Origin of the sequence: Dapis hubbardiae BLCC-M172, assembly GCF_050016015.1 — a bacterium.
Lineage (GTDB): Bacteria > Cyanobacteriota > Cyanobacteriia > Cyanobacteriales > Microcoleaceae > Trichodesmium.
This window is the reverse complement of sequence record NZ_JBNHEQ010000091.1, coordinates 12,056-32,474: the sequence shown is the minus strand read 5'-3', so window position 1 is coordinate 32,474 and position 20,419 is coordinate 12,056. Positions and strand designations below refer to the sequence as shown.

Below are 20,419 nucleotides of genomic sequence, written 5' to 3'. Positions count from 1 at the left end.
TAGCAATTGAATGCTTAGACAATAATTTTATTTTTAACTTTTGACTATAATTATAGATATGTAGCAAAAAAAAATATCAGTTATCTATGAATGATAGACTTTGACAGTAACATTTAATTCTGGGAAAGTTATAAATCGCTTTTTTCTGTTTTAAAGGTAATAAGTAGTTGTGCAAAATTAATTACACATATTTAGCAAAGGAATGTATAGTATAAAAACCAAATACATATTTATGAGGTTATGAAATTTATTAGAGACTTACAGCAGTTTCGGAGTTAGTGAGGTACAAATTTTTAGGACTTTAGGCAACAGATAATTAATTAAAGTGTACCTCACCATCCTAAAAAGTGCTGTAAATTGACAGAGTAGAAAGCTTTTCAAAAGAATGACACCGAAAAGCTTACTTCAATATCTCAAAAAAGTTCTTGATAATTTAGGAAAAGAATATGTAATTAATTTTGCTTATGTACTTAAAGCTAATAGCTGATAGCTAACTACTAACTATACTTTTAATTCTGGGAAGTCTCTGTTATTGCTTTTCTATGTTTGCAAACTGGTAGACTCCTTGCTACTCCCTATTTTTGATTTGAGATTTTAATTATGGATATGCAGCAAAAAAAAACTCTCAGTTATCTTTATATAATAATCGCGAACTGGTAGACTCTTCCCTACTACCTACTCCCTATTCCCTACTCCCTATTTTTGATTTGAGATTTTAATTATGGATATGGAACCGAAAAAAAATTCTCAGTTATCCTTATATAATAATCACGGTAAACTGGTAGACTCTTCCCTACGGAGTAGGGACGTTGCATGCAACGTCCCTACCTCCCTACTCCCTAAACATAATATATATGAGGCTGAATTTCAAAATTTTGAAGAAAAAGTATCTCAAAAAGAAAATAAGATTTGGAAATTAATATGTCATCGTTTTTTCTTGATTTTTAGTGTGACAACTGCCGCAACAACTGGAGCATATTTCTGGAGTTTAAATCAGATTCCTATATATCAAGGAAAATTTCAAATATTAGTTGAACGAGTTATGGTGAAGAATTCAGCTAATAATCAATTAGATACAGATGAAAAAATATTAGGTACAAATTTTGGAGAAGATTGGGAAAAACAGACGGCAAAAATTATTTATGGTGATGAGAAAATAATTTATTCAGTGGCTAATCAAAATCAAGAAGATAATAATTATATCTTGGATTATGAGTCGCAAATTCAATTGCTGAAAAGTCCGCAAATTATGCAGCCAATAATTGCGGATATTCAAAAAGAGTATCCAGAAGTGAATTATAATTCCCTCTTTGAAAAACCAAGAAATAATTTTTTTAGTATAGAAAAAGTGAAAGTTCAAAGGTTGGGTGATACGAAAATCATAGAAGTTAGCTATAAAGATTCAGACACAAATAAAATCAAGTTTGTCTTAGATAAACTGGCAGAAAATTATCTTAAATATGGTCGTGAAGATAATCAGAGTAAGACTGGTAAAGGCTTGAAATTTGTTGATTCAAAAATTCCTAAATATCAGCAAAAAGTTAAAGAACTGCGACAGGAATTACAGCAACTGCAACAAGAGTATCTATTTATTAATCCAGAAATTAAAAGTCAAGAAATAGCAGCAGAAAGGAACGCAATTCAATCTCAAAAACTAGAAAATAAAATATTACTTGACCAACAGCGATCGCTCCATACTATGGTGCAAAGTCAGTTGGGGATTAATCCAGAAGAAGCTTTGATAGCTTCAGCTTTAAGCCAAGCGCCAAGATATCAATCATTATTAAATCAATTACAAAAGGTAGAAACAACGATTGCTTTAGAATCAGCTCGTTTTAAAGATAAAGCACCTCAAATGCAAGCTTTATATAAACAGCGAGAAAAATTACTACCTTTATTAAATCAAGAGGCAGAAAAAGTTATTGGTAGAGATATTGAAGAAGTAAGTAAAAAGGCTTTAGCTTTTCAAGATTCTGTTCGCCTAGAATTAATTCACAAAATGATATTAGCTGCTAATCAAATAGAGGTGATGGAAGTTAGAGGTAAAGTATTGGATGCAGCGGAAGGTAAATTAAATAAATATGCTGAAAAAATGCCAGAAGTAGTCAGGCGTTACACGGAAATTCAGCAAGAATTAGAAATATCAAATAAAACGATTAAAGACCTGTTAGAAAAACAACAGATATTACAAATAGAAATTGCTGAAACAAAGTTACCTTGGGAATTAATAGCACCACCAGAATTATTAAAAAATCAAAACGGTGAGTTAGTAAAAATATCTCCAAATATGTTATTAAATCTTGCCTTGGGAGGATTAACAGGATTAGTATTTGGAATATTATTAGCTCAGTTGGGAGAGAAATTTAAGCAAGATGTTTTTGAGACACCAAAAGAAGTCAAAAAATCTATTGGTTTACCTTTGTTAGGAGTAATTCCTATACATGAACAAAGAATGTGGATGAATGATGAGTTGAAGGAAAAGAAAAGTTCAGCTTTGGTTTTATATCCCTCAGCTTTTCAAGAAGCTTTTCGCACTTTAAATGCTAATATTCGTCTATTAAATATAGAAAATCCGATTAATTCTTTCGTAATTAGTTCTGCCTTACCAGGGGATGGTAAATCTACAGTAGCAGCTCATTTGGCTCGCGCTGCTGCTGCTATGGGTCAACAGGTACTATTAATAGATGCTGATTTACGTTGTCCACAAATTCATAATATGATGGGATTGTCAAATCAGCAGGGGTTAAGTAGTGTAATTATTGATGGTATACCGATAGAAACTGCTATTCAGCGATCGCCTGTGGATGAAAATCTGTTTGTCTTAACTTCTGGACCTATTCCTCCAGACCCTACAAAAATTTTGTCCTCAAGGGAAATGGGGCAATTGATTCAAGACTCAGCTAGTAATTTTGATTTAGTAATTTGTGATACAGCTCCATTATTGGGAAGAGCTGATGCTAATTTATTAGCAGCTTGTACTAATGGATTATTATTAGTAGTGGGGTTAGGCAAAACTGAGCGAGAAGCTTTAAGTTTAGCTCTAGATGATTTAAGTATGGCAGGTATACCAATGTTGGGTATTGTGGGTAATGGCGATCAGGCGGATTCTTATTATCAGCGATATTATGACTATGAGTATATTGAGCCTCAGTATGAGGAAATGAGGTAGGGTAGTATTCAATAATTAATAATTAACAATTAATAATTAATAATTACCTCTTCTGTAATAGAAGGATTGGGTTAAAAGAAATTTTTTTCTTCTCTTGGTCGATTGGATATGGGTTTAGCGTTCCGCACAACGCGCGTTTTTCATGTCGCTCCGCGTTAACGTTTGCGGAGCATTCCGTCAGGAAAGTTTTGCGGAACGCTAAACGTTACGCGAGATGTTTGCGCAGCATTCCGCAGGAAAACACGTAGCGTCCCGGAGGGAAAGGAGACCCGCTCTTTCAGAGCTGCTCCGCTTTATATGTTGCGAAGCAAAACGCCATCCCATCCTTGGGAATGCTCCGAAAACGACCGCTTTTTTCTCCATGAATGGAGAGGCTTTATACCTTAATTTTTCGGTAAAAAATTTTGGTAGTAGTGATACTGAATCCGTTTTAGATAGGAAGTTCTATGACGAGGGCAAGGCAGTTATTCTGGATTCAGAAGGTAGAAGAGTTAGAAAGTATAAAGTATTTGGAAAAAGTACCTTTACCAATGGATAATTGATAATTAATCAATTTAGTTTACAGCCTCTGCTAATAATTAATAATTAATAATTGATAATGAAAGAGTTTTGGAAATCTATAATTTTATCTCCCTATTTCTATCTAACTCGTTCATATGCTCTAATTATTCATTATCCATTATCAATTAATGAAAAATGCTCAAACTCAGTTAGGGATTATTTTTGACTTTTTACTTTTGACTTGCGCGTAGCGCTAGAGGTATTTTTGTTGATAATTAAAAAAATGTAAAAGATAGTTAAGAATTAATTGGTTTGGGTAGTCTTACCAACTAAGATGGAGTAGAAAGCTGAATCAAGTAAACAAAACCTGGCAAAACTATTAGATTAAATTAACATCAATTGTGAGAAAAAACAATAAGTTAAATCACCCAAATAGTTAGTGCTAAAAAATTAAAGTTATTATGTTTATTGGATAACAACTTTATAAGTAAAAATGTCTTGATATTCATAAGTATTGAAAGTATTCAATTTTTACTTATGAGAGGGTAATTTTAGATTTTTGAGGAGAAGAAAAGATGGCGATCGCTACAATTAATCCAGCAACAGGGGAACTAATCAAAACTTTTGAACCAATCACAGATACCCAAATAGAAGCTAAGTTAGAATTGGCAGAAAAAACTTTTCGCCAATATCGTAAAATTCCCATGACCCAACGTGGAGAATGGTTATTAGTAGCAGCAGATATATTAGAGAAAAATGCTGAGAAATTTGGCAAAATAATGACTCTAGAAATGGGTAAAACTCTGAGTGGAGCGATCGCTGAAGCTAAAAAATGTGCTTTAGTCTGTCGCTACTACGCAGAAAAGGCAGCCGAGTTTCTAGCTGATGTCCCTGCACAAACTGATGCTAGTAAATCGTTTGTTCGTTATCAAGCACTTGGCCCAGTGTTGGCGGTCATGCCCTGGAATTTTCCTTTTTGGCAAGTTTTCCGTTTTGCAGCACCAGCTTTAATGGCAGGAAATGTGGGATTATTAAAACACGCCTCTAATGTGCCTCAATGTGCCTTAGCTATTGAAGAAATTTTTAAAGAAGCAGGTTTCCCAGAGGGTGCTTTTCAAACTTTATTAATAGGGTCTGATAAAGTAGCAGGTATTATGGCAGATGACCGAGTAAAAGCAGGAACTTTAACTGGCAGTGAACCTGCGGGTGCAAGTTTAGCAGCAACAGCAGGTAGAGCTATTAAAAAAACTGTTTTGGAATTGGGAGGTAGCGACCCATTTATAGTATTAGAAAGTGCTAATCTAGAAGAGGCTGTATCTACAGCAGTTACAGCGAGAATGCTAAACAGTGGCCAATCCTGTATTGCTGCTAAACGTTTTATCTTAGCAGAAGCTATCGCTGATGAATTTCAACAACGTCTGGTAGAAAAATTTGAGGCTTTAAAAGTAGGAGACCCTATGTTGCCAGATACTAATATTGGTCCATTGGCAACTCCATCTATTCTTCAAGAGTTAAATGCTCAAGTACAAGCTTCTGTTGAGAAAGGAGCAAAAGTTATGACTGGTGGTCATTTTTTATCTGACCTTCCTGGAAGTTTTTACCCTCCTACAATTTTGGCTGAGATACCAATAGACTCCCCTGCTTATCAGGAAGAATTTTTTGGTCCGGTAGCTTTAGTCTTTCGAGTTGCTAATATTGATGAAGCAATAGAATTGGCAAACAATACTCCTTTTGGGTTGGGTGCAAGTGCATGGACTACAGACACAGCAGAAGCAGATAGGTTAATCTCAGAACTGGAAGCTGGTGCTGTTTTTATCAATGGTTTAGTTAAGTCTGACCCACGTCTACCTTTTGGTGGAATTAAACGCTCTGGTTATGGTCGGGAACTTAGCAGGGAAGGAATTTTGGAATTTGTCAATATTAAGACTGTTTGGGTTAAATAATTAATAAGTATTAGTAGTAGAGAATCTAGGCTAAGGCTAAAGTTGTAGTTCATTAATTGATAATGGATAATTAATAATGGATAATGGATAATTATTTTTGTTTTCGGCTGTCGCCGACATCAAACGCTACGCGACTTGAATTGCCTTTCGCGGAGCGACATGGAAAGCGGAGCATTCCGTCCGGAAATGCGGAGCATGACATAAGGTCAAGCTTTGCACAACGCTTTCGGCAATTATCAATTATTAATTATTAGCAGAGGCAATAAAGCTGAATTGATACTTAAGACCTCGCCCGACCAGGCGGGGTTTAAATCAATTATCAATTATCCATTGGTCAAGGTATTCTGGTAGATATCTCAGTTTACCTAATCTTCTTTATCTATTTCAAGAGTTTTAATTCTTCGCTCCTTCACTTATCCTTATGCTAGTAACTGATAGCTGTTTTCGGGTCACCGACATGAAACGTTACGCGACATGAAAAACGTAGTTACAACTCAGGAGGCTGACTGACATCTGAATGCTTACTTTAGAACAAACCTTATTAGATTGAATCTATTACCTAGAAAAAATTGATAAATAGCAAAAAAAATATTTATCAAATTTTTTATCTCTAAATCAAGAGTTTGATTTATAGCAGTTTTCACTTCATGACTTGCATTACTTCTTCCTTCTTCCTTTAAACCCAAATCTCTGTACTCTAAAAAATATGAAAACTGCTATAACTTCCGAAGTTAGCTTTATTGAGTTAAATAGTTAGATAGAGAAACAGTTGGATATACCTTAATTATTTATTCTTGAAGAAAGTTACAGGTTTGAGGTTATACCAAATTAAAATGAAGGTGCATAGAATAAATTTTCAATCATAATTGACCATATATCCGATAAATGAATTATTTTCATAATTCTGTGCAACTTCAGATAAAATTGGTATTATACCAGGCGCTATAAATATTTGCTACGAATCCCTCTTGCCTGTTAACTGTTACCTGTTGCCTATAACCAGAGTTCTATAACATTTTTAGAAAAAAATGGTATTAATAGTTCAATTGAATAAACGAAGATTCAACCCGCAACTAACCTTAGATACCATGAAGACCCTGGACTTAATAACCCAATTCCTCTTTTTTCAATACCTAAAATCTTGAGAGCATAGCATCAAGAAATAGTTGAACAAGCTTTGAACTGCTACTCCAACTATATCCCATTTTTAAATGTTAATTTTGACTTAGTTTTTTACCAGTTTTTATAAAAGGAGAAAAATCAAAATGAACACTGCAGAATTATTGGTTAAATGCCTGGAAAATGAAGGTGTAAAATATGTATTTGGATTGCCTGGAGAAGAAAATCTAAATATTCTAGAAGCTCTGAAAAATTCCCCAATTCAATTTATTACTACCCGACACGAACAAGGTGCTGCTTTTATGGCAGATGTCTATGGTCGTTTAACAGGAAAAGCAGGAGTTTGTTTATCAACATTAGGTCCTGGCGCTACTAATTTAATGACAGGTGTTGCTGATGCTAATTTAGATGGGGCTCCTTTAGTAGCAATTACAGGTCAAGTTGGTACTGATAGAATGCACATCGAATCTCACCAATATTTAGATTTGGTGGCTATGTTTTCCCCAGTAACTAAATGGAATGCTCAAATTGTTCGCCCTAGTAATACACCAGAAATTGTCCGCAAAGCATTTAAAGTAGCTCAACAAGAAAAGCCGGGTGCTGTTCATATCGATCTACCAGAAAATATTGCTGCAATGTCTGTAGAAGGGAAACCTTTGAATCGAGATAAGCGGGAAAAATCTTATTCTGCTTATCAGAGTATGACGGAAGCAGCAGTGGCAATTTCTAAGGCAAAAAATCCTGTAATTTTGGTTGGAAATGGAGCGATTCGAGGGCATGCAAGTGAAGCTTTGACAGAGTTTGCTACACAATTAAATATTCCTGTTGCTAATACTTTTATGGGTAAAGGTGTGATTCCTTATACTCATCCTCTATCTTTGTGGACAACAGGATTACAACAACGGGATTATATTAGTTGTGCTTTTGATCAGACAGACTTAGTTATTGCGGTTGGTTACGATCTGATTGAATATTCTCCAAAAAAATGGAATCCTCAAGGCGAAATTCCGATTATTCATGTTGGGGCAAAATATGCAGAAATTGATAGTAGTTATATTCCCATAGCTGAAATAGTTGGAGATATTTCTGATTCTTTGAATGAAATTTTGCGACGCTCGGAGCGGATCAATGAATTAAGTCCGACTGTTTCAGAAATTAGAAAAAATATGCGCTCTGAATATGAGGGATATGGTAAAGATAATGAGTTTCCAATTAAGCCTCAAAAACTAATTTATGATTTACGTCAAGTAATGGGGCCAGAGGATATTGTTATCTCTGATGTTGGTGCCCATAAAATGTGGATTGCTCGACATTATCATTGTGATAGTCCTAATACTTGTTTGATTTCTAATGGATTTGCCGCAATGGGTATTGCTATTCCTGGGGCGATCGCTGCGAAGTTGGTTTATCCTGACCGTAAAATTGTGGCAGCTACAGGGGATGGTGGTTTTATGATGAATTGTCAAGAGTTGGAAACTGCTTTGCGAGTGGGTACTGCTTTTGTGACCTTGATTTTTAATGATGGTGGTTATGGTTTGATTGAGTGGAAACAGGAAAATCATTTTGGCAAGTCTTCTTTTATTAAGTTTGGAAATCCTGATTTTGTTAAGTTTGCCGAGAGTTTTGGTTTGAAGGGTTATCGAGTTGAGTCTGCTGTTGATTTAATTCCTACTTTGAAGGAGGCTCTTGCTCAAGATGTTCCTGCTGTGATAGATTGTCCTGTTGATTATCGGGAGAATGTTCGTTTTACTAAAAAGTCAGGTGGTTTAAGTTGTTCTATTTAGGAAAAAGGAAGTAGCGATTAAGGTTTTTTTTCTGCAATCTAACTCTAAATTTACTGAATAATTAATTAACCTCAGTCTTGGATTGGCAAAGCCAGTCCAATTAACATAGCAGCCCTATACTAGCTATAGTCATTTCAAATAAGGATGAAACACTTTTTTTGCTGAAACCCTTTCTCAGGAAAGAAACACTCGTCCCAATCTTATTGAGAATGACTATATTAGCTTTTCCTTACGGAATGCTACGCTTGCCAGCATTTAGCTAGCCTCCTGGGTCGTAACTACGTTCACAGCTAAAGATCCGAGGGTTTAAGTCCGCCACAAGAGCTTGAAAAATTAGTGGTGCGCTTTTTTGGGGATTTGAATCCCCCATTATACACCGTGAAAGGCTGATAGCTGTTAACGAAGTTCCGACCTAGGAGGCTAGCTGAGTCCTGAGTGCTACTTCAAACAATTCTTTCAACATAAGGAGATAAAAATGTTTATTGGAATGACAGAATTTGACGGAGTTTTTAATTTGTCTGTAAAAGCACTTGATTGGTTAATGGAATGGAATACAGAAGCAGAAATTGCTTCTAGTATATCTAAAACAGCACAAAAAGTTGTTGAAAAATTGATCGCTACACCTGGTATGACTATGGCTCATAGTAGAGACTTCAGCAGAGCAAGACGTTTGTTCACATTGAAAGATGGAACAACAGTTAAAGTTTTGACAAATCCAGTAGGGGTGAATCATGTATTTTTAGCAGATTCTAAGGAAAAAATGATATTTGGAGGCTATGTCGGTTGGGTTCATAATGAAAATTTCAATGAAGCTCTTAATGATATAAAGAAATAATTTAGCTAGCCTAAATGTGCCACGTTGCAAAATGCTGTAAGATAGCTTCTATAGAACCCCTGAAAGGATCTATTTAAAATTATAAATTGAGAGTAGGAGAGTAGGGAAGTGGGGGAGTGTGGAGAGATGGGGAGATGGGGAGATGGGGCGTATTAGATATCTGGCACTCATCCAATCATCAAATCAATTATTACCCATTTTGTATCAATTAATTCTCCCTCCAACCTATTTTTTAGAGATACCAAATGGCTTCTATATAAAATGATTGTAACTTGTGTATTATTAACTTATTAGCTATGAATAAGAACTATAGCGCTATAGTAAAGAAGACTTTTATCGGAACAAGAGAAGCAGCTTTTTTATTAGGTATTTGTTGTCAAAGAGTCAGAACTCTACTCTCCCAGAATAGGATAAAAGGAGCTTATAAGCACAAAGGATTTTGGCAAATTCCCCTTTACAATAACATGCCTGTTGTCGTGCCAGGTACTAGAGGTCCAGAAGGTGTTTGGTCTAAGAGACTCCGAGAGAAGCCTACAAGAATTCATGTGAATCAACAAAAAATTAAGGCTAATGGCAAAAGAATTAAAAATGATCCTCAAATGACCCCGGAGCAATTGATGCCAGTAATCGCCCTAAAGCAAACTAATCGTAACGATTTGGGTTATCAGATGGAAATAGATGGCCCTTGTCGTATTGTTTATAAGCCTTATGACCCCTTACCTTGTGGCGCTCATTTGTGGATTGAGACCTATTATCCGGTGCAATTTGTGGATACTAAGTTTAAACCTATGACAGCTAGGCAAGCTTATAAATATGTTGCCAACCACTACCCTAAAAGGAAATTTTAGCGATTCTTGGTTGGCTTATTAACGGAAGTCGATTGCTATTAATTTTCTATTATACATAACAATAGGACTCTGTATTTGACTTTACAGAGAAAATTTATGGTGATTTGATTAAGGTTTGATACTCCCCCGGCTGAAGCACGAGGCATTCTTAAGCAATCCATGCATTGGATTCTTGAAGGCATTATCAATGTGCCACTACTGACTCCTTCGAGAGAAAACTCCAAAGTTGTCGCTACTTTTTTGAGGATATTGGCTGCACCATTCACATCGGCATTCACTAACAAACCGTTTTTGGTTTGATACACTCCTGGTTTAATTCGCTTTCCTGACGGTTTCCACTTATCGGGTTTTTCACCGATTTTGGGCAGAAAATCATCATCTAAAAAGCTAGCTTGCGAAGTATAAGATTCCTCGGTTTCAATAAATTCTATGCCGTGCAGTTCGCATAACTGACTAATCCGATCTTTGAGTTTAGCTGTTGGAATTTGCACAAACTTTTGGTTGTTTTTGGCTCCGATGTGAATACCATCTTTTTGCCTCTTATTCCATCCAAAAACAATCCGACCAATGCCATATCTTACGCAACGGTTAATAATTAATCTTGCTGCAAGGAAAAAATATGGTTACCATAAATACCATTTCTTGACATTAGTTTGATTTTTTTGAGAGTTATATTCAAGTAAATATTCCTGAGCTATCGCCTCCAAATCACGAAAATTTTCTACCCCTACCTAAGCAACTTCAGCTGAAAAAGTAAAGGAAAAAAATTAGTTTACCAAAAATATCCTTTCTTGACATTAGTTTGATTTTTTTGAGAGTTATATTCAAGTAAATATTCGTAAGCTATCGCCTCTAAATTACGCAAGTTTTCTACCTCTAATTTACCAACCTCAGTATCAGTAGATAAGAGAATAACTTGATGACTAGCAGTAGGGAAATAACGTTCAACTAAATTTTGACGATGAGAAGAATCTAACCTACCTAAAGGTGTATCAATAGCCACAGGTAAATGTCTCCCAGAAACTCTTGCTAAACCCCATAAAAAAGAAATTGCTAAAAGCTGTTTTTCTCCAGCAGATATTCGATGTTTAGGAACAAGTTGCCCTTGATTATCATAGAGAGAAAGAGCAAAATTATGAGTATCAATAGCCACGCGATGAACTAAGTCTGATTTATGTAAAAGATAACGGAAACATTCAGTAACTTCTATCTCTAATTTATTCAGCTTTTTCAGAGTTAACTTATCCTTAAATAGCTGTAAAGTATGCTTAACTTTTACAGAAGACTCAATTATATTTTGAATATTGTGAAGTTCCATAGTTTCGTCAGTATAACTCAACAATTCTTTCTTGGTTTGATTAATATCATCCTCCAATTTTTTACAATCATATTTACTATTTTCACAAGCAACTTCTACTCTTGCTAATTCAGTTTGTGCCTCTTGCAAAGCAGTTGCCAAAATTTCATAAGCTTCCGGGGATGCTGCGGTTGCCAATTGCTTTTCCAGAACATTAATTTCTACTTCCAAATCTTTCAGACGAGTTAAACTTTCCTGGGCATTTCTCAGAGAATTTTCAATGTCATAGCGTAACAAATTTTCTAGTAAAATTAAAGCTTCTTCATCAGCAAACAACCAAGGTTCATCAGCTTCATTAATATCCTCTTTCAGCGTCAGATTTTCTTGATTGAGAAACTCTTCAATTTTGCTAACTTTTTCAGTATGAATTGATAAATTATTCAGATAATCAAGTAGACGTTTATCTCTTTCCTGAAAAGCATCCAAAGCAATTTCTGCTTCGTGGCGTAAAATTTCTAGATCGCCCTGAGAACTTGCTTGTTCCAAAAGAGGAGAAATTAAAGCTAGAGGTAAAGCACCTCCAGCAAGTTCAATCATTTCCTGACGAGCATTATCCATTTCCAATTCTACATCTTTAAACTCTTGTTCTAACTGACTCCTTTCCGCAGCAATTTTTCCTCCTTCTGAGACAAATTTTCTCATTGCTTTTTTTTGCTTTTCTTGAGATTTTTTTAATTGCTTTTCTAAATCTGCTAATTTTTCGCTAGCAACTTCCAAATCTGTTTTTTGCTGATGGAGTTTTTGTTCAATTTCCTCTAAATTTCCTATTTCTTTAGTCTTAGCAATTTGTTTCTTTTTCCGAGTCACCAAAATATCTAAATCTGCTGCAAGACGTTCAGCTAATTCTAATCCTAATAATGACTGAATTGCATCTACTACTAAAGGTGGTGGTGTTTCTAGTTCAGCTAATTCTTTTACCTGTTCTCCATCAAACAGAAATAGATTAGAAATTCCTAAAGGTAAGAGGTTTTCTATATATTCATCCCAGGTATTTGCCAAGTAATAATCAGGCCATTCACCATCAAGAATTCCCAGATTATCTTTGCCGTCTTTAGGATTTTTTTCCCAGGTACGAATGATACGATATTCTACAATTTGGTCATCTTGAATATGTTCAAAAGCCAATTCAATGCGAGTTTTTTCTGTAGGAGGAGTATTGCGGTTTACGCATTGAGAAAGAAAGTCGCCATAAGTTAAATTTCCCCTAGTTGAACATTGGGCGCGATGACCGTAAAGTGCAAGGCGAATGGCATCTAAAAGAGTAGTTTTTCCTCCTCCATTCATACCTCCAAATAGGATGATAGGACGGGGGTGATTAGTATTAGTAGGGCGAAGGTTTATTGTTTGTTTACCGAAGTATGGTCCGAAGTTTTGTAAGACAAGTTCTAGAAAGATCATTTTCAGTTATCAGTTATCAGTTATCAGCTTTTTCAGTTATCAGTACCGACTGCTGAAGCATACAGTTTGAAATACTGAAGTTTATTTTTTATTCTTATAATTTAGTTTTTGATGGCAGGAGATAAGTCTGACAAAGAGAATTTTCTTCTCAAGCAACAGAGAATTTTTGTCTTTGACTCTGAATGGAAAAAAGAAAGGTTTTCCAGAGATGAGTTTTTCAGATAAATTTTCATCACTTGTGAGTCATTGTGGAATTTTCCTCCTTGGAGAGAAGTCTGACAAAGAGAATTTTTTTCTCAAGCAACAGAGAATTTTTGTCTTTGACTCTGAATGGAAAAAAGAAAGGTTTTCCAGAGATGAGTTTTTCAGATAAATTTTCATCACTTGTGAGTCATTGTGGAATTTTTCCTGGTAAGAGATAGGTCTGACAAAGAGAATTTTTGTCTTTGACTCTGAATGGGAAAAAGAAAGGTTTTCCAGACATGAGTTTTTCAAATAAATTTTCATATTTTTATTTCTCCTTTACTTCCCTAATCAATATCTTCCAAACTTTGAGGAGAAAACTTCATATTTGCCCAACTTAATTGTTTAATTTTCTCTGAAACTTTTCCTTCCTCAACAGCTTCTTTTAAATCTCTTTTATTGTGAGCGTTTTGAATAGCTTCTTCCTTAGAACGAGAACTTGTTTCAAAACATTGTTCGAGACTTTCGTAAATCTTATATCGGTGAGACTTAATATAATATTGCCGTTCTGTATCTAACAGTTTTGCCATAAGTTCAAGGTGCATTTCATCCCCACTACATATTTCTTCTAATACTGACCATTCATCACTACCTAAAAGACTTATTCCTGCACCAGGACGACAGTCTTGAAATTCTTCTCCTGTTACTTCTTTATATATACGAGGTAAACTATCATCAAACTCGTGTTTTTCCTCTAACCAAATGCGTCTAATTTCGCTAAGTTCTTCTAAAGAAATAAGAGTAATATCTCGCATATTTTCTGGAGCAGTTTCACGAATTTTTGTTTGAGCTTCTAACAACTTTCTCAGTAAAGTATCTCGCCATTCTTTTTTGTACGGACCGGGTATTGGTTCCACAGAAACTTCACCATCTATTTTCCGTTCAAATAGTTGAACTGCACCCCAAATTCGCCGAAAATCTCTTTTATCTCGGTCAAAAATATCTAGTTCTTTACGCAAGTCTACTAATGGTTGTAACCATTCTTTTTCTTCATCATTTTGAATCATTGCTGACATAGATTTATCACTATCTACTAAAGTGCAAACCCAGCATCCAAAACGAGAACTTCCACAACTAGGAGTAGAGGTATCAACTACTAACGGACATTCATTATCTTCTGTTGCACCTCGATACATTGCTAGTAAATCTTTATTACTATTTCCCCAAGGATTTTCCCATTGCATTAAATATAGCCAAACTTCATCAGTTCGCCAGTCTTCAATAGGAGTATAAAGTAAAGAATTAATCAGACTAGGATGAGGACTTAGATGGTTTCTTATTCTACCAATTTCTCGTTTATTCATTATTGCTTCACGATTAGCACTTTCTGTTTTACGAGTTCCTAAAACAACTATTGTTTCCCCATTATTTCTAACAACATTACGAATAAAAAGATTAGAAGGATCAATTTTTAAACGGGGAGTACACCAGCGAAATGTATGGCGTGGAGCTGGGTATCCTTTACCAAGTAATCCCACCCAGTATGTTTTTTTGATTTCTGGTTTTAATAAATGACATTCTATAGGTAGTTTCTGATTTTTTGCAGCCTCTTCCATTAACTTTAAAGAGTTAGTTACCCAAGCAGAAACGATAGGATTTTCTACTAATGTATCTGTAGTAATAACGTGGATAGTTTTAACTCGTTTTTTTTGCGGAAGTTCAGCGATCGCTTTCCATATTAGTTGTAATGTTGCGGTACTATCTTTACCGCCTGAATATCCAATTACCCAGGGAATAGAATCTAAACAATATAGTTCTTGAATTTCTGTAGTTAGCTTTTTTATATCTTCTACTAATTCGGCAGTAGTTCTGCTTGGAAATAAAGATTGTTGTATACCTTTCATATTTATAAATATCCTCAAATTTAGTAAAATTAATTTTCTATGATTCTGATATGAATACGTTATTACGATGTCATTCTAAGGCTTCTATTCTAGGAAAATATTTTTTTTCACTAGGCAACCAAATTCTAAACCCATGAAAGAATTTGATGGGTTTAGAATTTGGAGATTCTTCTTGAAAGTTATTGGAAACGATAATTTTATAATCATAATCATCAGAGATTGTAAATAAACCTTTATCAAATGCCCAATGATGATTTTTACAAAGTGATATGCCGTTATTTATTCTATCATCATAAAATTTTGCAAATGGTTTTATATGCGCTCCATCTACAATGTTTTGCTTTATCGACGTGGTGACTTTCATTCCACAAAAAGCACATTTATAGTTATAGGTGTGGACAACTGCTTTACGAAAAAAAGCATCTCTTAGTAGAGATTTTCTTAAATATGATTTAGGCTGTTTTTGTTGTTCTTCTTGCTCATCATTTTCGTGAAATGTTTGATTAATTGTAATGAGTTCTTGAGTATCTTTTTGGTTGACTGAGAACCAAGTTGCAATTAATAAATCTGTTAATTCTTTTCTGTTATTTTTATCTTGTAGTAGTTCAAATAATTCCGCATCAAAGCTTGCATATTCAACTACTTCTTTAAGTCTATTTAGTCCTCTTGGTCGGTGTTCCTTTGTAACTTTCTTTTTTGGTAAAGAATCAATAAAATCAGATTTAAATTGTACATTCCAAAAACTATCATTCTGCAAATGATAAAAAGGATAGTAAAAACTATTTTTATAAGGACGATAATATAGAATTTTCCAATTTTTCTTAAAAGTATCAATCAATTTTTCTATAACAGTTATTTGTATCTGGTTATTTTGAATTAAACCTTCTGAAATTAAATCAATTACAGACAAAAGGTAAGATAGGCTTGTGTTTAGCAGTACCCGATTTTTTACTTTTACTTGTATTAAGTTCGCTAAAAAGTTGACAGTAGTATGCTAATTTTTTTTCCCTATTTAATTCTTTATTTTTGCTCATTTATAGCTCTAGGTAAAATATCTAATTGTAAATATTTATTTGTCATAAATCACCATATTAACTAAATAGATATGCCAGATTAAATCTCAAATAACTACCAAAATTAAATTTACCATAGCCATTCTGATTCCTCTTTTTGAAATTACGAGATTAACTATTTATTGCTGAATGTTTCTTATTTTGATGCTAAAAAAAAGACATTAATATTCATCCCTCATATTCCATCGGTTAATATTGACATAATCAACAGTATATGTTAATTATAACCTACAATTATAAATTATAACAACTCAAAAGTTTTTAAAAATTTTTGTTAACAAAAATTGATATATTTATTTATTTTCAAAAATCGTTAAAAATATTTCCCAGAATAACCAATGAAAAAGACCAATAAACCCACTTCAGAAATAGCAAAAGAAATTTTAGAAAACGATAATCGAGAAAGAGAAGCGATCGCCATCCTACTAGACAAACACATAGGCAAAGACGACAGATTATTAGTACAAAAAACCATGATGGGAAACACAGAAGCTTACATAGGTTCCGTCACCCTAGAATGGTTAGATAGTCGTGTACGTTTTGCCTCCCAACTACCATTATTTCGGCAAAAATTTGACATGGAAACCAACAATATAATTAGGGATGCAGAAACAATAGATGAAATTCAACAACGACCTTTAGACTGGTCTCGTCAAGCTCCATTAACCCTATATTTAGCAACAAGAAAAGCACATAAATTTCCCGCAGTATTAGTAGTAATTAGCCCCAGTTGGGTAGATAACCCCAAAGCAGAAGAATGGAATAAAAATGGTGAAGCCAATAAATCTGCAACTGATTTTTTACCCCTAGACTCAGAAGGAAAAGTCGGATTATTAGACCTACGTTTAGAAGTAGCAGTATTTGCCTTAGACGGTCAACATAGACTGATGGGAATTCAAGGATTAATGGAATTAATAAAAACTGGTAGATTACCAAGATATAACAAACAAAAGAAGCCAGTAAGCGCAGCAATTACTATTGATGATTTAACCGAAATTAATCATATTGAATTACCAGAACTACAAAAATTAGCCTACGAACAAATAGGCATAGAATTTATTCCAGCAGTAGTCAAAGGAGAGACAAGAGAACAAGCGCGACGGAGAGTTAGGTCAGTTTTTGCTCATGTAAATCTGACAGCAGTCAAATTAAGTAAAGGGCAATTAGCATTATTAAATGAGGATGATGGATTTGCTATTGTAGCCAGAAAAATAGCAATTTATCATCCTATTTTAAAGGAGAAAGATGGTAGAAATTCAAGGATAAATTGGGATAGTGCAACTGTGGCAGCTAAGTCTACTGTTTTAACAACTCTCCAAGCATTGCAAGAAATGTCGGAAAGATATTTAAGACCTCGTTATCCCTATTGGAAACCTTCAGATAAAGGTTTAATTCCTATGCGCCCTGAAGAAGAAGAGTTAGAAGAGGGAGTGAAAGAATTTATGCTATTTTGGGATTATTTGGGTAATTTGCCTAGTTATTCTAGATTAGAAAATAGTGCTGAAACTCCAGAATTAAGAAGATTTAGTTTTGAGACAAAACCAGGAGAAGGTCATATTTTATTTCGCCCGGTCGGACAAATTGCTTTTGCTGAAGCTATAGGAATTTTAATTTATAAAAAAGGCTTTTTTTTAGAGGAAGTTTTTGACAAATTAAATAAGTATGATGTGGATGGTGGTTTGAGTGGAATAGAATTTCCTGACTCAATTTGGTATGGGGTTTTATATGATTTTAATAGAAAGCGAATGTCGGTAGCTGGTAGAGATTTAGCGATGAGATTATTTATCTATATATTAGGTGGAGTTTATGACAAAATGGAGCGGGCAGAAATTCGTCGGGAGTTGGCAGAAGCAAGGCGAGTTGGAGAGGATCGAGCTGTAGATTTTCAAGGTAAGTTTGTGGAATTAAAAAAGGTAGGGTTGCCGGAAATGTTGTCTTGAAGTTAGGATTTATAGAAGTTCACTTTCATATTTTTAGCAATAGGAAGTTCAACAATTAATTAATAATTAATTATTACCGAAAAATAAAGGTATAAACCCTTTTCTTTTAAGGATAAAAAAAGTGCTAGGATATTTCCTTATATTCAATTCCCGTACGGTTTTAAGCAGAGGTAATTATCCATTATCCATTATCCATTATCCATTATCCATTAATTACCTCTTCTTATAAAGAAGAAGATTACCTAAAAGGATTTATTTTATTCTCTTGGTCGATTGGATATTACCAGGGAATCTCGCCATCTCATCCTACGGAATGCTCCGCAAACGACCGCTTTTTTATCCATGAATGAAGAGGCTTTATACCTGAATTTTTTGCTAATTTCATCAACCAAATTAATTACACATACTATAGACTTCCTGTTCCCTTTCTCAACTAGGAAATTCCTAAAAGCACCACTACTTAATTAACTTTTAAAATAAGATTGCTTAAGCATTTCTGTGCTGGAATGCTGTGCAAATAGCTATTAATGGTTAGCTCTCAGATTTTTATAGCAATTTTATGTGAAGTTGCACATAATTCTAAAATTTATTACAAAGTTTTATTGATACTTTTAATTATCGCTCAACCTCTCAATACTAATTCCCCAGATAAAGACAGTAGTTTAATAACTAATAACTCATACTGAAAGCTAACTGCTAAATGCTATGAGATTGCTATAACTGCTGTATATGTTCAACAATTACTTAGTAAATATTTTTCCAAATACTCCCAATTTTTATGACCATATTCTTCTCGCAGAGAATCTTTCAGATTATCATCAATAACTAATTCTCCATCTTCACTACCTTGGAATAGACATCCATGAGAAAATATTTGTTGTATATCTGTGAGACTATCTATTAAACTGACAATAGAATAATGTTGTTCAACCCATTCAGTAGGACTAGGTATTTCAGAACTAACATTTATTGGATGATTAGTGGTAGATGTCATAATTTTATTTCTGTAAAAACCCTGAATCTAAATCAATTCTTTATCTAAATATCTCAGGATACATTATCTAATGATTTATAGACTAATTTCAGTGAAGCTAGTCAAGCAGATATTGTGACAAATTTTGCTGTCTTTAGTGATTTAGATCAACTGTATAGTATGGTCACTTGTCACTCTACGGATATTTATTAAGATAGGTTGTATTTGAGAACTAGATAAAATGACTCAAAATATATTTTATGGATAGTATCTTTATTCAAATAGTTGCTTATCGGGATTTAGAATTGGTTCCCACAGTAAAAGAGGCGATCGCCCACGCTACTCATCCCGAACGCTTCACCTTTGGTATTTGTTGGCAGTATGGTACGGATGAGGAAAAGGACTATATTAGTAAACTTAAAGGTATAAAAAATTGTCGTATTATTGCGGTTACAGCTTCTCAAGCTCGTGGTGTAGGTTGGGCGAGGTCTCTGGTGCAGAAGTTATGGCAAAAAGAGGAATATACTCTACAAATTGATGCCCACATGAGATTTTTGCCTGGATGGGATGTAGAATTAATTAGAATGCTAAAAATGTGCCCCTGTGAAAAACCGCTTCTGAGTACCTATCCTCCTGCTTATAAACCTCCTAGAGAATTGGTTGGAGATACACCAAGTCGGTTAGAACCAAATCAGTTTGGAGATCCTGGCACTTTAACTTTAAGAGGAATAGGGGATTTAAGTAAATGTAGCACTCCGCAATTGGGAGCTTTTGTTGCTGCTGGATTTATTTTTGCAGAAGGGTCAATTATTGAGGAGGTGCCCTACGACCCGGATATTTATTTTACAGGAGAAGAGGTATTATTTGCTGCTAAAGCTTGGACGAGGGGGTGGGATATTTATCATCCTAATTTGAGTGTTTGTTGGCATTTTTATAATACTGGTAAAAAGCGGGTTGTACATTGGGAAGATCATAAAGATTGGTGGGTACAAAATAAGGTGTCTGAATCTCGTTTTCGTCAGATTTTGGGAATGGAAACTACAACAGAAGATTTTGGAATTTATGGGTTAGGAAATGTCAGAAGTTTGGCAGAGTATGAAGCATTAGCAGGTGTGAATTTTAAGGAGCGTTGGTTTATTCGTTTTATTTAGGGAAGGAAGAGGGAAGAAGGAAGAAGGAAGAAGGAACAAGGAAGTTAGTCAAGTACAAAAGAAGAAGTTAGAAGTTAGAAGTGATAAGTCGGAACTTAGAAGTTATAAGTTATAAGTTAGAAGTTATAAGTCAGAAGGAAGTTAGTCAAGTACAAAGGAAGAGGTAAGAGGTAAGAAGGAAGAAGAAATAAGAAATAAGAAATAAGAAATAAGAAATAAGAAATAAGAAATAAGAAATAAG

Annotated in this window: 12 protein-coding genes; 7 read left to right on the top strand and 5 right to left on the bottom strand. The window is 34.5% G+C overall.

From position 1 onward, the window contains the following. Positions 1–721: 721 nt before the first annotated feature. The 5 genes from ACP6PK_RS08870 (at position 722) to ACP6PK_RS08850 (ending at position 10,199) form a co-directional block, all read left to right on the top strand. Positions 722–3,169 carry a GumC family protein gene (locus tag ACP6PK_RS08870; protein WP_426559301.1) on the top strand — a complete coding sequence of 816 codons (2,448 nt, stop codon included), beginning with the start codon at positions 722–724 and terminating at the stop codon, positions 3,167–3,169. A 1,076-nt stretch (positions 3,170–4,245) separates the two neighbouring features. Continuing rightward, positions 4,246–5,613 (top strand): NAD-dependent succinate-semialdehyde dehydrogenase, encoded by a 1,368-nt coding sequence (locus ACP6PK_RS08865; protein ID WP_426559300.1) that lies wholly within the window; start codon positions 4,246–4,248, stop codon positions 5,611–5,613. A 1,265-nt stretch (positions 5,614–6,878) separates the two neighbouring features. After that, positions 6,879–8,516, top strand: coding sequence for an acetolactate synthase large subunit (locus tag ACP6PK_RS08860; protein ID WP_426559299.1), 1,638 nt, complete (start codon positions 6,879–6,881; stop codon positions 8,514–8,516). Positions 8,517–8,991: 475 nt separating this feature from the next. Continuing rightward, on the top strand, positions 8,992–9,351 hold the full coding sequence (locus ACP6PK_RS08855; protein ID WP_426559298.1) for a hypothetical protein: 360 nt from the start codon (positions 8,992–8,994) through the stop codon (positions 9,349–9,351). A 296-nt stretch (positions 9,352–9,647) separates the two neighbouring features. Then, entirely contained in the window at positions 9,648–10,199 is a 552-nt protein-coding gene (locus tag ACP6PK_RS08850; RefSeq protein WP_426559297.1) for a hypothetical protein, read from the top strand. A gap of 38 nt (positions 10,200–10,237) precedes the next feature. Here the strand turns inward: ACP6PK_RS08850 and ACP6PK_RS08845 are convergent, their stop codons facing one another. From ACP6PK_RS08845 to ACP6PK_RS08830, 4 genes are all read right to left on the bottom strand, one after another. After that, the gene (locus ACP6PK_RS08845) at positions 10,238–10,690 is read right to left on the bottom strand and encodes a zinc ribbon domain-containing protein (protein WP_426559296.1); all 453 of its coding nucleotides are present in this window, start codon (positions 10,688–10,690) and stop codon (positions 10,238–10,240) included. A 281-nt stretch (positions 10,691–10,971) separates the two neighbouring features. Beyond that, entirely contained in the window at positions 10,972–12,954 is a 1,983-nt protein-coding gene (dndD, locus tag ACP6PK_RS08840; protein ID WP_426559295.1) for a DNA sulfur modification protein DndD, read from the bottom strand. A 530-nt stretch (positions 12,955–13,484) separates the two neighbouring features. Then, a complete protein-coding gene (dndC, locus tag ACP6PK_RS08835) occupies positions 13,485–15,041 on the bottom strand; it encodes a DNA phosphorothioation system sulfurtransferase DndC (protein ID WP_426559294.1) in 1,557 nt (518 codons plus the stop codon). Positions 15,042–15,111: 70 nt separating this feature from the next. Then, positions 15,112–15,951 carry an HNH endonuclease gene (locus ACP6PK_RS08830; protein WP_426559293.1) on the bottom strand — a complete coding sequence of 280 codons (840 nt, stop codon included), beginning with the start codon at positions 15,949–15,951 and terminating at the stop codon, positions 15,112–15,114. A 501-nt stretch (positions 15,952–16,452) separates the two neighbouring features. Here ACP6PK_RS08830 and ACP6PK_RS08825 point away from each other — a divergent pair. Next, the gene (locus ACP6PK_RS08825; protein WP_426559292.1) at positions 16,453–18,054 is read left to right on the top strand and encodes a DGQHR domain-containing protein; all 1,602 of its coding nucleotides are present in this window, start codon (positions 16,453–16,455) and stop codon (positions 18,052–18,054) included. Positions 18,055–18,787: 733 nt separating this feature from the next. On the opposite strand, the gene ACP6PK_RS08820 is transcribed toward ACP6PK_RS08825, so the two are convergent. Then, the gene (locus ACP6PK_RS08820) at positions 18,788–19,048 is read right to left on the bottom strand and encodes a hypothetical protein (RefSeq protein WP_426559291.1); all 261 of its coding nucleotides are present in this window, start codon (positions 19,046–19,048) and stop codon (positions 18,788–18,790) included. Positions 19,049–19,287: 239 nt separating this feature from the next. On the opposite strand from ACP6PK_RS08820, the gene ACP6PK_RS08815 reads away from it, so the two are divergent. Next, positions 19,288–20,178 carry a GlcNAc-transferase family protein gene (locus ACP6PK_RS08815; protein WP_426559290.1) on the top strand — a complete coding sequence of 297 codons (891 nt, stop codon included), beginning with the start codon at positions 19,288–19,290 and terminating at the stop codon, positions 20,176–20,178. Positions 20,179–20,419 lie beyond the last annotated feature (241 nt).